The organism is Mycobacterium attenuatum (genome assembly GCF_900566085.1).
Classification (GTDB): domain Bacteria; phylum Actinomycetota; class Actinomycetes; order Mycobacteriales; family Mycobacteriaceae; genus Mycobacterium; species Mycobacterium attenuatum.
Map to the genome: position 1 here is coordinate 43,851 of NZ_UPHT01000008.1, position 14,916 is coordinate 58,766.

14 protein-coding genes are annotated in these 14,916 nt (G+C 67.5%); 10 read left to right on the forward strand and 4 right to left on the reverse strand.

Annotated features, from left to right (window positions below; genetic code table 11):
• Window positions 1-226 precede the first annotated feature (226 nt).
• Window positions 227-616: a hypothetical protein gene (locus EET13_RS29810; protein ID WP_136623077.1), complete on the reverse strand. Its 390-nt coding sequence runs from the start codon at window positions 614-616 to the stop codon at window positions 227-229.
• A gap of 221 nt (window positions 617-837) precedes the next feature.
• On the opposite strand from EET13_RS29810, the gene EET13_RS01780 reads away from it, so the two are divergent.
• The 5 genes from EET13_RS01780 (at window position 838) to EET13_RS01800 (ending at window position 6,368) form a co-directional block, all read left to right on the forward strand.
• Complete coding sequence (locus EET13_RS01780; protein WP_244603722.1) at window positions 838-1,074, forward strand: FeoA family protein; 237 nt, start codon at window positions 838-840, stop codon at window positions 1,072-1,074.
• Entirely contained in the window at window positions 1,071-2,984 is a 1,914-nt protein-coding gene (feoB, locus tag EET13_RS01785; protein WP_122440677.1) for a ferrous iron transporter B, read from the forward strand. Before EET13_RS01780 ends, feoB begins: the two co-directional genes overlap by 4 nt.
• Window positions 2,981-3,550, forward strand: coding sequence for a NifU family protein (locus EET13_RS01790; RefSeq protein ID WP_122440678.1), 570 nt, complete (start codon window positions 2,981-2,983; stop codon window positions 3,548-3,550). Before feoB ends, EET13_RS01790 begins: the two co-directional genes overlap by 4 nt.
• A gap of 337 nt (window positions 3,551-3,887) precedes the next feature.
• Window positions 3,888-5,417, forward strand: a complete 1,530-nt coding sequence (gene fadD4, locus EET13_RS01795) for a fatty-acid--CoA ligase FadD4 (protein ID WP_122440679.1) — start codon at window positions 3,888-3,890, stop codon at window positions 5,415-5,417.
• Window positions 5,418-5,420: 3 nt separating this feature from the next.
• The gene (locus EET13_RS01800; protein ID WP_122440680.1) at window positions 5,421-6,368 is read left to right on the forward strand and encodes an enoyl-CoA hydratase/isomerase family protein; all 948 of its coding nucleotides are present in this window, start codon (window positions 5,421-5,423) and stop codon (window positions 6,366-6,368) included.
• 152 nt (window positions 6,369-6,520) lie between these two features.
• On the opposite strand, the gene EET13_RS01805 is transcribed toward EET13_RS01800, so the two are convergent.
• Window positions 6,521-6,928 carry a CD225/dispanin family protein gene (locus EET13_RS01805; protein WP_122440681.1) on the reverse strand — a complete coding sequence of 136 codons (408 nt, stop codon included), beginning with the start codon at window positions 6,926-6,928 and terminating at the stop codon, window positions 6,521-6,523.
• A gap of 81 nt (window positions 6,929-7,009) precedes the next feature.
• On the reverse strand, window positions 7,010-8,155 hold the full coding sequence (locus EET13_RS01810; RefSeq protein WP_244603725.1) for an acyl-CoA dehydrogenase family protein: 1,146 nt from the start codon (window positions 8,153-8,155) through the stop codon (window positions 7,010-7,012).
• Between the two features lie 72 nt (window positions 8,156-8,227).
• On the opposite strand from EET13_RS01810, the gene EET13_RS01815 reads away from it, so the two are divergent.
• Genes EET13_RS01815 through EET13_RS01825 form a run of 3 tightly spaced genes read left to right on the forward strand, consistent with a single transcriptional unit; the run spans window position 8,228 to window position 11,744 of the window.
• The gene (locus EET13_RS01815) at window positions 8,228-9,244 is read left to right on the forward strand and encodes a MaoC family dehydratase (RefSeq protein ID WP_122440682.1); all 1,017 of its coding nucleotides are present in this window, start codon (window positions 8,228-8,230) and stop codon (window positions 9,242-9,244) included.
• Window positions 9,245-9,273: 29 nt separating this feature from the next.
• Window positions 9,274-10,431: a CoA transferase gene (locus EET13_RS01820; protein ID WP_122440683.1), complete on the forward strand. Its 1,158-nt coding sequence runs from the start codon at window positions 9,274-9,276 to the stop codon at window positions 10,429-10,431.
• Window positions 10,425-11,744, forward strand: a complete 1,320-nt coding sequence (locus tag EET13_RS01825) for an amidohydrolase family protein (RefSeq protein WP_122440684.1) — start codon at window positions 10,425-10,427, stop codon at window positions 11,742-11,744. Before EET13_RS01820 ends, EET13_RS01825 begins: the two co-directional genes overlap by 7 nt.
• 55 nt (window positions 11,745-11,799) lie before the next feature.
• Here EET13_RS01825 and EET13_RS01830 read toward each other — a convergent pair whose 3' ends face one another.
• A complete protein-coding gene (locus tag EET13_RS01830) occupies window positions 11,800-12,696 on the reverse strand; it encodes an alpha/beta hydrolase (RefSeq protein ID WP_244603723.1) in 897 nt (298 codons plus the stop codon).
• Window positions 12,697-12,922: 226 nt separating this feature from the next.
• Between EET13_RS01830 and EET13_RS01835 the strand changes: the two genes are divergently transcribed.
• Both EET13_RS01835 and EET13_RS01840 read left to right on the forward strand, forming a co-directional pair.
• Window positions 12,923-13,606, forward strand: coding sequence for a class I SAM-dependent methyltransferase (locus EET13_RS01835; RefSeq protein ID WP_122440708.1), 684 nt, complete (start codon window positions 12,923-12,925; stop codon window positions 13,604-13,606).
• Between the two features lie 47 nt (window positions 13,607-13,653).
• Window positions 13,654-14,916 (forward strand): molybdopterin-dependent oxidoreductase, encoded by a 1,263-nt coding sequence (locus tag EET13_RS01840; RefSeq protein WP_244603726.1) that lies wholly within the window; start codon window positions 13,654-13,656, stop codon window positions 14,914-14,916.

The window sequence follows — 14,916 nt, forward strand, 5'->3', positions numbered from 1 at the left end:
AGGACTTGCGTGGATCGGCATTCGGCGGCACCGCGCGTGCCCAGGAATTGGCGCCACGATGTGGCGGAGGGGCGACGCCGGCTTTGCCTGCGTACCGGCAAAGACAGCCGTGAGGGCCGGGCTCAAACGTTGATCGGCTGATGTGGCCTGATATGCCCGGGGCGGGGAACCGCCGCTCGCCGAGGAGCGGCTGGCGCAGTAGCGCCGGCCAACCCTTGTGCCCCGGTCAGCGCGCCGTGTCGCTGGTGGTCGCTTGGTGTTCCCGGCGACCCATTGATCGCAACTTCATGCCGATCCGGCCGCGGTAGTACGACCAGGGCTGACGGTGTTCGGGCTGGGTGCCCACCATTTGGTCGAGCAGATCGGTGGTATGCAGGGCCAGCAAGACGTGACGTTGGACACAGCCCAAGTCGCTGTATGCCCGGAACACGTCGTCGCGTCCGGGCCGGGGGACCGTCGCGACGGACAGTAATTCAAGCGCCTGCAGTAGTGCAGTGCGGACGTCCCCGCAGGCCCGGTGGATTTGACGCTCGGCATTAGGCGTGGTTCCCCGATGTGCCCGCGCGCTGCGGGTGCATTCTGCAGCCCCCGTTGCGCGGCCGGTGGACGCTGGCATCGACGCTCCTTGTAGCAGTTAAGGTTAGGCTATCATAAATAGACACGGCATCGTATCGTACAAGCCAGCTCATGGATTTCCCTGCACCGGGGCTTACTGCAGTTGCCCGCGTGTGGCGGTGTCCACGTCCGTGGGGTATCACCAACGCGATGCCATTTTCTTGGAGGAACGAAGTGCCAGATACGACGCCGCATCCGCATCCTTTGCCAGGTTCTGCGATCGTGCTCACCGATCTGGGGCCGGGTGAGCGGGCGACCATTGTGGGCACCGCGGCGCGGGCACCTTCGGCGTTAGCGCGCCGGCTGCGACAGTTGGGATTTCGATCGGCGTCCGTGGTCGAAGTGATCCGCCGGGCGCCGCTGGGTGACCCGACTGTCTACCGAGTTCAGGACACCGAACTCTGCCTGCGCAGGCGTGACGCGCAGCTGATCGAAGTCGACCCGGGAAAACGCGCATGACGACCTGTCACGAGGAAAGCGGTGCCACGGTGGCGGTTTCCAGTGTGGCGCGCGTGGCTTTGGTCGGCAGTCCCAACGCGGGCAAGACAACCGTGTTCAACCAGCTGACCGGGCTTCACGCCAAGACCGGGAACTATCCGGGTGTCACGGTCGGGCGCAGGATCGGCATCGCCAAGTCGGGCGACGTCGAGATCATGGTCGAGGATCTGCCCGGCACTTACAGTCTCGACCCGATCAGCCCCGACGAGCAGGTGGTGGCTGATGTGCTGGCCGGCGAGCCGGACGTTGCGGGCCGCCCCGATGCGATCGTCATGGTGGCCGATGCCACCACGCTGAAGCGCTCCATCGTCCTGGTGGCCCAGGTGCTGCGGCTTGACCTGCCGTGTCTGCTGGCGTTGACGATGACCGACGAACTGACCGCCCGCGGTGGCGGCATCGCCGTCGACGCCTTGTCGACGGCGCTGGGCATCCCGGTCGTCGCGCTCATTGCGAACCGCGGCGCGGGTGTCGGCACGGTACGCGATGAGCTGGCATCCTTCGAAGGGTGGCAGCGTCCCCCGCTGCTGCCCCCGGTCGAGGATGACGCCGTCGACGCATGGGGTACCTCGGTGCTCAACGCGGCCGGTTATGTTGCTCCGCAACCTGATCGGCGCACGCGGGGGATCGACGCGGTGGTGCTTCACCCGCTGTGGGGCACCGCGGTCTTCTTTGCGGTCATGTTCTGTTTCTTCCAAATCGTTTTCACTGTCGCCGCGCCCGTGCAGGAACGGGTGGGCCGAGTGCTCGGCTGGCTCGGCGGGCTGGTCAGCGACCACATCGGCAACTATGTGGTGCGCGGTCTGCTCGGCCAGGGGCTCATCGGCGGGGTCGGAACGGTGCTGCAGTTCATCCCGCAGATCGTCTTGCTGTTCCTGTTGATTGCGCTGCTGGAAAACGTCGGCTATATGGCGCGGGCCGCGTTCTTGATGGACCGGGTGATGGCCGCGACGGGATTGGAAGGTCGCGCGTTCGTTGCGATGCTGTCGTCCTTCGCCTGCGCAATCCCGGGGATCATGGCCACGCGCACGCTGCCGTCATCTCGTGACCGGATCGCCACCATCATTACGGCCCCGCTGATGACGTGCTCGGCCCGGCTTCCGGTGTTCACCTTGCTGGTAGGAATGCTCGTTTCGCCGCAGGCACACTGGTGGGGCCTGAGCGCTCAGGGTGTCGTGATGTTTCTGCTGTATCTGTGCGGCGGTACCTCGGCGCTCATCGCCGCCTCGGTGTTCAAGTCGACGATCCTGCGCAGCGATACTCTGCCGTTCACGATGGAGTTTCCCCCGTACCGCTTTCCGTCGCCCAGCAACCTGCTCAACGCGATGTGGGATTCGGCGAAGATGTTCTTGCGCAAGGCGGGAACCATCATCCTGGGCACGTCGGTGGTGCTGTGGGTGCTGCTCAACCTGCCGGCGCCTGCTACGGCGACCGCCCACATGTCGCCGACGCAGGCCAGCGCGTATGTGATGGACCATAGTTACGCCGCCGACGTCGGGAAGGCGATGGGGCCGGTGTTCAAACCACTCGGTTTCGACTGGCACATCAATGTGGCACTGTTGGGTTCCTTTTCGGCGCGCGAAATGTTCGTGTCAGCCATCGGTCAGGTGGCGGCGGCGACCGACCCCGACAATCCGCATGCAGCACTGGCCGCTCTCCCGGATGACGACGGCCATCAGTTGTTCAGCGCGCCGACCGTTATCGCGCTGCTGGCGTATTTCATCTTCGCGTTGCAATGCATGTCGACCGTCGCGGTGATGCGCCGCGAAACCAACTCCTGGCGGTGGCCTGCGGTGGCGTTCACCTACATGTTCGGTCTGGCCTGGCTAGCGGCATTTGCAGCCAGATCGATCGCGATTGGGCTGGGCGCATGATCCCCCTGCACGCCACCGCCACCGGCAATCCGAAACAACTCCGATGGGTGGTCGCACCGGACCAGCTGCCATCCCTCGGCATGGTCCGGCGCGCACCGGGCAGGCTGGGCGCACTACTGGATAGTGGACTGATCGCCGAGATCGTCGTGTGCGCCACCGATATCGCGATTACCGTCGGCGCATCCCGTACCTGGCGCGAGCTGGGAGACGATATTCGCGCGGCGCTCACCGAGGCGCTGGCGGACCCGGCCGGTTGGCGGGTCGGCCAGTCAATGACCTCCGCGGCACGGGTGACGACGATCACCGAGGAACTGCTCGCCGGCCCGATCGGGGCACTTGCCAGTTCGCACGGCGGGTCGATCGAACTGGTTTCCGTTGTCGGTCTCCACGTGACTGTGCGGATGTCAGGTGCCTGCCGCGGATGCCTCGCCGCGAGTTCCACCCTTCGCGACAAGCTGCAACGCGAACTGCGGGAACGAGCGGGTATGGAGATCACCGTGAGCAGTGAAAACCCTTCAGCTGCGACAGTACTGAGCAAGAAGGTGCGCTGGCTAGTAGCCGGTTGAGCGCTGGCGCACCCGGCCGCGACGGCGGTCGCATGTCGGTTTCGGCAGTTCGCGAGGTCACTGCGGGCGTTCAGCATGCCGTCCAGATCGCGGCCTGTTGGCCGCCGAGAACGTCGGCCTGCTGCGACATCACCCAGCGGCGGCGTGCTCACGTTGTATTCCGGTGACGCTGTAATAGCCTGCGTGGCAACACCATTCGGCTGACACGCGGCTGCGGACGGACTAGCGGAGCCGGTCGGTCGATGTTAGCGATCCCGGGCTTGCCGTGCTTGGGCGGCTGGCACCGGCGACCGCGCCCCATTGCTCGAGCTACCGGTCTTGGACGTACAGTCGGCTCATGCAGATCCGCCAGCACCTGCGCGATGCGAAGGGCGCGAGCAAACCGGCTGTCATCCTGCACCCGTCCGGAACGGTCGTCACCTTCGCAGAGCTGGAAGCCCGGGCCAACAGGCTGGCACACCGGTTCCGTCAGGCGGGGCTGCGGGAAGGCGACGTCGTCGCCATCTTGATGGAGAACAACGAGCACATCCACGCGATCATGTGGGCGGCACGCCGCAGCGGCCTGTACTACGTGCCGATCAACACCCACCTGACCCCGGTCGAGGCGGCCTACGTCGTCGAGAACAGCGGTGCCGGCGCGATCGTCGGCTCCGCGGCGCTTCGCGACACCTGCGCCGGTCTGGCTGAATATCTTCCCGCCGGGCTCCCGAATCTGCTGATGATCGCCGACGGCGACCTGACGGGCTGGCAGCGCTACCCGGAATGCGTTGCGGACCAATCTGATACACCGATCGACGACGAACTCGAAGGCGACCTGCTGCAGTATTCGTCGGGAACCACCGGGCGGCCCAAGGGAATCAAACGCGAATTGCCGCATGTGCCACCGGATCAGGCGCCCGGGATGATGTCGGCGCTGATCGAGTATTGGATGACCCCCGATTCGGTGTACCTGAGCCCGGCGCCGCTGTACCACACCGCCCCGTCGGTGTGGTCGATGAGTGCGCAGGCCGGCGGCATCACCACCGTTGTGATAGAGAAGTTCGATCCGGAGTCTGCGCTCGACGCCATCCAGCGCTACCGGGTGACACACGGCCAGTTCGTCCCGGCGATGTTCACCAGGATGCTGAAACTTCCTGATTCGGTGCGCAACTCGTACGACGTGTCCAGTCTGAAACGGGTGATGCACGCCGCGGCGCCGTGTCCGGTCGAGATCAAGAAGCAGATGATGCACTGGTGGGGGCCGATAGTCGACGAGTACTATGCGTCCTCCGAAGCCATCGGGTCCACGCTGATCACCGCCGAGGACTGGCTGGAACACCCGGGGTCCGTCGGCAAGCCCATGCAGGGCGCGGTTCATATCCTGGACCCCGACGGCGCGGAACTGCCGCCGGGCCGGCCGGGCGAGATCTATTTCGAAGGCGGCTACTCCTTCGAATACCTCAACGACCCCTCGAAAACCGCTGCCTCGCGCGACAAACACGGTTGGGTGACGGTGGGCGACATTGGTTATCTCGACGACGAGGGCTACCTGTACCTGACCGACCGCCGCCACCACATGATCATCTCCGGCGGAGTCAACATCTACCCGCAGGAAACCGAAAACGTCTTGGTGACCCACCCGCGGGTGCTCGACGCCGCGGTGTTCGGTGTTCCCGACGACGAGATGGGACAGCGGGTGATGGCGGTGGTGCAGCCCGTCGAGCCGGCCGACGCTACCGACCAATTCGCGGCAGAACTACTGATGTGGCTGCGAGATCGCCTGTCGCACTTCAAATGCCCGAAAGCCATTGTCTTCGAAGCGCAGCTGCCGTGCACCGACACGGGCAAGCTCTATAAGGACGGGCTGATCAAGAAGTATTCGGCCTGACCGATGTTGCGGGTGGTCGACCTTTCCCAGGCCTCGGATGCGCCGGATGTCGCTTCGCCGCCGGGGGTGATTGTCGCGCACGGTTCGCTGACCAACGAATTCTGGTTGAACGCGGCAACTTTCACGCTAACCGACAAGCCATATAGCGACCGCCGAGTGATCACCGTGCACTCGGTGCCCGAGGTGCTGGCCGAGGTAACGCAGCGTTGCCAACGCTGGCCTCAGGCCAGCGCCATGTGCGACGACGTGCTGCGCGTCGTCGATCCCGCCGGTGCGACGCTGGCCGGCGTGGTCACCGAATCACTGGCCTATTCGACCCTGCAAGCCGGGCCGGAGTTCGCGCGCTGGCTTGAAAACCGCGGTCCGGGCGTCGTTCCCGGCACGACGGATGCGGTGCTGGTGCAACGAGACCAGGACATCCTGCGTATCCGGTTCAACCGCCCCCACCGGCACAATGCGTTTACCACCGACGTGCGCTCCGCGCTACTGGAGGCGCTCATCGTCGCGCAACTGGACCCGTCGGTCCGTGGAATCGTGTTGAGCGGCAACGGTCCATCGTTTTGCAGCGGGGGAGACCTTGCCGAGTTCGGCACCTTTGCCGATCCGGTCAGCGCGCATTTCGCCCGCACCCGACACAGTCCGGCGCTGGTGCTCGACGAACTCGCCGCCAGCCTGGGCGGGGCTTGCCGCGCCGAGGTCCACGGGCAGGTCCTGGGCAGCGGGTTGGAGATGGCCGCGTTCTGCGGACGGGTAGTGGCGCATCCGGAATCGGTCTTCGGGTTGCCGGAGCTGAGCCTCGGGCTGATCCCCGGCGCCGGCGGCACCGTCAGCATCACCCGGCGGATCGGACGCTGGCGCACCGCGTATCTGATTCTTTCCGGTCGAACCATCGACGCCGAGACCGCGCTGGCCTGGGGACTGGTGGACGCCATGTCAACGGCCGGCGGTTAGCTAGTCACGATCCACGGCGTGGCAACTGCGACCGCCGCATGTCACCGCGGTCTGCGGCTGCGTGCTCCGTGCGCAACCAATCTGGTTGCGCACCTTTGTTGGCCGCTACAGGCGCATCCAGACGTACTGGCCCGCAACGCTATACCGAGGTGTCAGTAACCGGAATATGTGGTGATGGTGGACGGGGTGTTGTGATCGACCGACACGGCCAGCGCAATCAGGAGCACATAAATCACCCCGACGATCACGGCGATCACCGCACCGACGATGGCACTGATTATCGCCCACTTCTTGGCGTTGGCGGAGGCCGCCTGCGCCTCGGCATAGCGCCCTTGCGCCCACAGCCCGGAGACCTTGGTGGAGTACACGATCGACACGATCCCGAACGGCAGGCAGCACAACACCGTGGCCAGAATCGCCCAGACGAGGTAGTTGTCCGGCTCTTGTGCGTAGCCGGGTTGCGGAGCGGGCCAACCCGGCTGTTGGCCCTGCCAACCCGGTTGCGGCTGCTGGCCCTGCCATTCTGGGGAACCTCCGTACGGCCCCGGCGGATAACTCATGGCTGCCCTCCTCTGGTGCCGACCCTTGGGTTCCCTGGGCGAAGTCAGGCAAATATACAGCACAAACGGCCGGGAAACCGGCTAGATGCCACCTCGGGCGACCAACTGTGCGGCGATCACGTTGCGCTGGATCTCGTTGGTGCCTTCGCCGACGATCATCAGGGGCGCATCGCGGAAATAGCGTTCGACGTCGTATTCGGTTGAGTAGCCGTAGCCGCCGTGGATCCGCACGGCATTCAAGGCGATTTCCATGGCCACCTCGGAGGCGAACAGCTTGGCCATTCCGGCCTCCATGTCGCAGCGCCGCCCGCTGTCGTAGCACTGGGCGGCGTAGCGGGTGAGTTGGCGGGCGGCGGTGAGTTTGGTTGCCATATCGGCCAGATAGTTGCCCACGGCCTCATGCTTCCAAATCGGCTGACCGAAGCTCTCCCGCTGCTGAGCGTAGGCGAGCGCGTCTTCCAGTGCCGCGGTCGCCACCCCCAGGGCACGGGCCGCCACTTGGATCCGGCCGGTTTCCAGACCCTTCATCATCTGCGAAAACCCTTCCCCCATGCGGTTTCCCAGGACCGTCGACGACGGCGCTCGGTAGTCGTCGAAGGACAGCTCGCAGGACTCGACTCCCTTGTAGCCCAGCTTGGGCAGGTCCCGCGACACCGTCAGGCCCGGTCCGGGTTCGACCAGCACGATCGAGATTCCCTTATGGCGCGGTTGGGCTTTGGGATCGGTCTTGCACAGCAACGCAATGAGCCCGGAGTGGCGCGCGTTGGTGATCCATGTCTTGGCGCCGTTGATCCGTAATTCGCCGGGTCCGGACACCAGCGCGGTGGTCGAGATGTTCTGCAGGTCCGAGCCGCCGCCCGGCTCGGTCAGCGCCATGGTGGCCCGCAGTTCGCCGGTGGCCATCGGCGCCAGATACCTCCGCTTCTGATCGTCGGTGCCGAACAGCGTCAGCAGCTTGGCTACCACCGTATGCCCGCCCATCGCCCCGGCCAGGCTCATCCACCCCCGCGCCAGCTCCTGGGTGACCCGCACATAGCAGGGCATCGACACCGGCGACCCGCCATACTCCTCGGGCACGGCCAACCCGAAGATGCCGATCCGCTTCATCTGCTCGATCCACGCCTCGGGGTAGGTGTTGGCGTGCTCCACCTCGCGGACCGCCGGTTTCACGTCGCGATCGACGAAGGCCCGTACCGTGGCGACCAACAAAGCTTCTTCGTCGTTCAGTTCGTCGTTCAGTTCGTCGTTCACACCTGTCATATTGACCCCCGCTTCGACGGCCTGCCAGCATGTGCCCTTGTGCATACCGGATACGCGGCCATCCGCGAAGGCGGACCCTACTTCGACGACCTTTCGGTAGGTCAGGTATTCGACTGGGCGCCGGCGATGACGCTGTCGTCGGGACTGGCCGCGGCCCATCAGGCGATTGTGGGTGACCGGCTGCGGCTGGCCCTGGATACGGACCTGTGCGCGGCGGTGACCGGCGCCCCCGGCGCCCTGGCGCATCCGGGCCTGGTCTGCAACGTGGCAATCGGGCAGTCGACGCTGGTGACGCAGCGGGTCAAGGCCAATCTGTTCTACCGGGGGCTGACGTTTCACCGATTCCCGGTTATCGGCGACACCATCCGCACCCGCACCGAAGTGGTGAGGTTGCGGGCCAACGCGGCCAAACCGGGCCGCGCCCCGACGGGACTGGCGGCGCTGCGGATGACGACAGTCGACCAGGCCGATCGGCTGGTGCTCGACTTCTACCGCTGCGCCATGCTGCCCGCCGGCCCGGCTTGGCAGGCCGATCGACCCGAGGCCCCCGGCGCTGACTTGTCCACCGTGGGCGCCAACGTGACGGGACCGGCCGTCGACCCCACCGCCGGCTGGGACGCCGCGGCCTTCCGGGAACGGGTGCCCGGCCCCCACTTCGACGCCGGTATTGCGGGTTCGGTGCTGCATAGCACCGCAGACCTGGTCAGCAGCGCCCCGGAGCTGGCCCGTCTTACCCTGAATATCGCTGCGACACATCATGATTCGCGGGTCAGCGGGAAGCGGCTGGTGTACGGCGGACACACCATCGGCCTGGCCTTGGCGCAGGCCAGCCGCCTGATGCCCAACCTGGTGACGGTGCTGGGCTGGCAACACTGCGACCACACCGGCCCGGTGCGTGAGGGCGACACGCTCTACAGCGAGCTACACGTCGAGTCGGCCCGGCCCGTCGGGAACGGCGGGGTGCTGGGGCTGCGGTCGCTGGTCTACGCCGTCAGCGACGAAGCCGAGCCGGACCGGCAGGTGCTGGACTGGCGGTTCACCGCGCTGCAGTTCTGAGCCGCCGCGCGACCATTACGCTCGGCTGCGTGAGCCGCACCCTGGTCAACTGGGGCAGTAGCGGGCTGGCCTACCTGACCGGTCAGCCCGGCGGGCCACCCGACTTCTCCCGCGCCAACGTGCTGAGCCGCGTCGAGGCGATCACCGCCCATGCGGCCACACTGCTGACCGGGCGAGCGGGGATGCTGGGACTGAACCGCCGGGGCCGGACATCTGCCGGGGGCGCCTCGCGGTTGCTCGCGGCAACCGACGGCTGGGTCGCGATCACCCTGTCGCGTCCCGACGACGTCGCCGCCCTTCCCGCGCTGCTGCAGGTCGATGAGCTGCCCGAAGACCCCTGGCCCACCCTGCAACGGTGGGCCGCGACGTCGCATCGGTCCACGATCATCGAGCGGACCCAGCTCCTCGACATCCCCGCCGCGGCGCTGGGCGAGGCCGCGGCCACACCGCCGCGGATTCGTCGCGCCGGGCCGCGCGGAGCGGTGCGCGGACCGGCCGGCCTGCTCGTCGCCGACCTGTCCTCGATGTGGGCCGGTCCGCTCTGCGGACAGCTGCTGGCCCGGTCCGGCGCGACCGTCGTGAAAATCGAAAGCCCGCGCCGTCCCGACGGCACCCGGGCCGGCAACCGCGCCTTCTTCGACTGGATCAACGGTGAAAAACTTTCGTACTGCCTCGATTTCGACGAACAGGTCGACGAGCTGCGGCGGCTGCTGACCGTGGCCGACGTGGTGATCGAGGGGTCGCGGCCGGCTGCCCTGGCGCGACGCCGGCTCGGGCCGGACCACCTCGCACCGCGGGCCGGACGAGTCTGGTTGCGCATCAACGGTTATGACGGGCATTCCGGACGCCCGGCGTTCGGCGACGACGCGGCGGTGGCCGGCGGGCTGGTCGGATCTGCCGCGGACGGACCGGTGTTCTGCGGCGACGCCATCGCCGACCCGCTGTCCGGGATCGAAGCGAACCTGGCCGTCACCGAATCGCTGGGCCGCGGCGGCGGCGAACTCATCGACGTATCCCTGGCGGCTGTCGCCGCCGGCTACGCAGCACAGCCGCTGACGGCATCGGCATCGACATACCCGGCGCCGCCGCCGTCGCCGCCGCCGCCGTGCGGGCCTGCCGCCGACCTGGGCGCCGACAATGCGACGGTGCGCCGTCTCGTCGTCCAAAGACTCGCGCTGCCATGCTGATTCGGCGGGCCACCTTGCTGGACGGGACCACAGCCGACATCCGCGTGGGCGTCCTGATCGACGAGGTCGGCGACGGCCTGGCCGCGGCGCCGGGCGAGCGGGTGCTCGACGCAGCCGGCGGGACGGTGCTGCCCGGACTGCACGATCACCATGTGCATCTGCGCTCAGCGGCCGCGGCTCTGGATTCGCTGCTGGTCGGACCACCCGGCGTCGGCACCAAAGAACAATTGGCCCAAGCTCTTTGTCAGGCCGGGCCAAGCTCCGACGGGTGGATCCGGGCGATCGGCTATCACGAGTCCGTCGCCGGCCGGTTGGACCGGGACCTGCTCGATGCGATGGTGCCGGTTATTCCGCTGCGCATCCAGCATCGCAGCGGTGCCCTGTGGATCCTCAACTCCGCGGCACTGGGCCGGATCGGCCTGGCCGGCCACCCCGATGGCCGGCTGCACAGTGCCGACCCGAGCTGGTCAGCTGGGTTGCCACGCCGCGAAACCAACCTCGCGCGGCTGAGCGGCCGGCTCACCTCGATGGGGGTCACCGGGGTCACCGACGCCACCCCGGATCTCAGCGCCGCCGACATGGAGTCGCTGCAGGAGGCGCACCGGCGCGGCGAATTCCGGCCGCGGATACGATTCTTGGCGCCAGGCAAGAAGATCCTGCATGACGACCGGCTGGACTTGGACGCGTTGACGGTCTGGATCTCCGACTGTCACCGCGCCGGCCGTCCGGTCGCCGTGCACTGCGTGACCGCCGCTCAGCTGGTGGTGACCATCGCGGCGTTGCGCGCCGCCGGCAGCCATCCGCTCGATCGGATCGAGCACGCCGCGGTGGTGCCCGACGACACCCTGACCGACCTCTGCGATCTCGGGGCGACCGTGGTGAGCCAGCCGAATTTTGTTGCCGAGCGCGGTGATCAGTACTTCGCCGAGATCCCCGCCGCCGAGCACCATCAGCTGTGGCGAATCGCGTCGCTGCTCAACGCGACAGTGCCGATGGCACTTTCGACTGACATGCCGTTCGGTCGTGACGACCCGTGGGCGGCTATGCGTGCCGCGGTGCGGCGCATCACTGCCAGCGGCGCCGTGCTCAACAGCACTGAATGCATCTCGGCGCGAACGGCTTTGGCGATGTTTCTGGGCCGCCCCGATCGGCCGGGGCGGGGCCGAACCATCACACCCGGACAGCCGGGTGACCTGTGTGTGCTTTCGCAACCGCCCGCGGCGGCGTTGGCCCAGCTGGATTCCGCTCTGGTGGCCGCAACCATCATCGGCGGCGAGATTGTCTATGCCAGCCGGGAGTGCCCGCGGGCGTAGCGCCACGGCGAGAGATCGCGGCGGATATTCGCCGTGGCGTCAGGCTCGGTGCCGATCAGCCCGCCGGCGCCAGCGCCGCCCGCAGAACCTCGCATTGCCTGGCGAAAAACTGCTGTGACACAAGGGCGTTCGGTGCCACCAGGTCGAAGCCGTGGAACGCGCCCGGCACCACGTCGACCTGGCAGGGCACCCCGGCAGCGGCTAGCCGCCGGGCATAGTCGAGATCCTCATCGTGAAACAGGTCATGGGTACCTACACCGATCCAGGCCGGCGCAAGGCCGCTCAGGTCCTCCCGTCTGCTCGGTACGGCCAGCGCGGGGTCCGCATTCCCGAGATAGGCCGCCCAGCCGAACCGGTTAGCGCGGGCATCCCACAACCGGTAGCGCGGGTGGGTGCGGGTGGTGGAACTACGGTCATCGAGCATCGGGTAGGTCAGCAGCTGAAGTGCCGGCGCGATTTCCGCGCGGTCGCGCGCCAGCAGTGCCAGCGCCGCCGCCAGACCGCCGCCAGCGCTGGCGCCGCCGATCGCGATCCGATCCCGGTCTACCCAGGGCAGCTCGGCCAGCCAGCGCAACGCCGAGTAGCAATCCTCCAGCGGCGCGGGATAGGGGTGTTCGGGTGCCAGCCGGTATTCCACCGAGGCGACCGTGATGCCCAGGGTTCGGCCGAACTGGCGGCACAGCCGGTCATCCTGCGCAGCCTTGCCCAGCACATACCCGCCGCCGTGAATCCACAGCAGTGCCGGTGTCTGCTCTCGAACGCCGACGCCCCGGTAGAGCCGTACGCCGGCGCCCGGTCCCAGCGCGATCACCTCGACATCGCCGGGCACGGCGCGACCGGTCAGACCGATCAGTGCCCGCATGATCGGCAATGTCCGCGGGCCCACCAGCCGTCGCGGCGCCAAGTGGGCGGTTCGGCGCAGATCCGGATGGACGTCGTCGTTGTCCGGCACCCGCCCAGTATGCCCGGGCGCCCGGCCCGACATGGCCGCGCAAGTTTGGTATCGGCGACGCTTTGCTGACCGTTCGGCCGCGGACGCGGGGCGCTGTTGGCAGTCTGCTGGTGTAGTCGACGGAGGAACCGGGTACCGATGCAGGTGCTGGCGCATGCGGTTGCCGCCGGCGCGTGATCCGGTCGTTGGGGCTCGGCCCGGGTGGGCCCGATGCGAGGGGCGTGACATGCTGGGGCAGCTGTACGATCTGGCGCTCGGTGGCGAACCATGCTGGATCCGTCACGACGACGGTGAACTGCGGCTGCTGCCGACACACCGGTGGTTGGCCGGCCATTCCGCCGACCCGGCGCCCTCCTGTCACGGGCCTGGTGATGAGTCCTGTGACGAGGCGTTCGATGAGGCGTTCGATGAGGCGGTCGCCCAGCTGTGCAGCGGGCCCACCATCGAGCTGGGTTGCGGGCCCGCACGCCTGGTGGCCAGGCTGGTGCAACGCGGCATACCCGCACTGGGCATCGACCGATCCGTTGCCGCGATCCGGCTGGCCGGTCAGGGCGGTGCTCCGGCCATCTTGGGCGACGTCTTCGAGCCGTTGCCCGGTATGGGATGTTGGCAGACGGTTCTGTTGGTCGACGGGAACGTCGGCCTCGGCGGGGATCCGCTGCGGATCCTGGCCCGTGCCGCCGAGCTGTTGCGCCGAGGCGGGCGTTGCGTGGCCGAGTTCGATGCCCAGGCTATCGGTATCCGTTCCCGCTGGGTTCGCCTAGAGTCAGCGCGGGAGGTCGGACCGTGGTTTCGATGGGCATCGGTTGGCGTAGACAGCGCCGCCACGCTGGCCGCGCGGGTGGGTCTCACCCTGACCAGCGTGCGGCTGATCGGCGGGCGGGTCATCGCCAGCCTGACGGCGTACTAGGACATCCGGAGCGACGACAAGACTCCGCGCACGGCTTTCCCGCCGGACTGTGGCGCACCCTGGAACACCATCCACCGCCCGGCGTCCGGCGGTTGAGCCACTTCCGTAGCCCGCTGCGCGGTCCCTGGCTGACCTCGGTGTTCGGGCTGGTGCTGTTGGTGACGTTGCCGATCGTGGTGATCACCGGACTGCTGTCCTATATCGCCTATGCGCCGCGGTTGGGTCAGGCGATTCCCGGCGACGTCGGGTGGCTGCGGCTGCCCGAATTCGCCTGGCCTACCCGGCCGTCGTGGCTGTACCGGCTGACCCAGGGTGTCCATGTGGGGCTGGGTCTGCTGCTCATCCCGGTGGTGCTGGCCAAGCTGTGGTCGGTGATCCCGAAACTGTTCGTCTGGCCGCCCGCGCGGTCGATAGCCCAACTGCTGGAACGGGTGTCGTTGTTGATGCTGGTCGGTGGGGTGCTGTTCGAGATCGTCACCGGGGTGCTCAACATCCAGTACGACTACATCTTCGGGTTCAGCTTCTACACCGGGCACTATTTCGGTGCGTGGGTCTTCATCGCCGGCTTCCTGATGCATATCGCGCTCAAGATTCCGCGCATGCGCACCGGATTGCGATCGCTGTCGATGCGAGAAGTGCTGCGCACCAACGTGACCGGCACTCGGCCCGAACCCCCGGATCCCGACGGGCTGGTGGCCGCCGACCCGGCCGAGCCCACCGTGAGCCGGCGCGGTGCCCTGGCCCTGGTGGGTGCCGGCGTGCTGCTGATCGGGGTGCTGACCGCCGGTCAGACCCTCGGCGGACCGGTGCGCAGTGTGGCACTGCTCCTGCCGCGCGGGCGAGGCCGAGATTTCCCGGTCAACAAGACCGCCGCAGCCGCGGGGATCACACCCGACAGCGTCGGCGAGAGCTGGCGGCTGATACTGCGCGGCGGCCCGGCGGAGGTGGTGCTGGATCGCGCCGGCCTGGCCGGACTGCAGCAGCACACCGCGCGGCTGCCGATCGCCTGCGTGGAAGGCTGGTCGACCGTGCAAAGCTGGAGCGGGGTGCGCCTGGCCGACCTTGCCCGAATGGCCGGGGTAGCGGCACCACGCTCGGCGCAGGTGGTGTCATTGCAGCGCGGCGGCGCATTCGGCACGGCGCGCCTGCAGGCCAACCAGATCACCGATCGCGATGCGCTGCTGGCGCTGCGGGTCAACGGCCACGACCTGCCTCTCGATCACGGCTACCCGGCCCGCATCATCGTGCCCGCGCTGCCGGGGGTGCACAACACCAAATGGGTCACCGCCATCGAATTCGAGCCGAGCTGA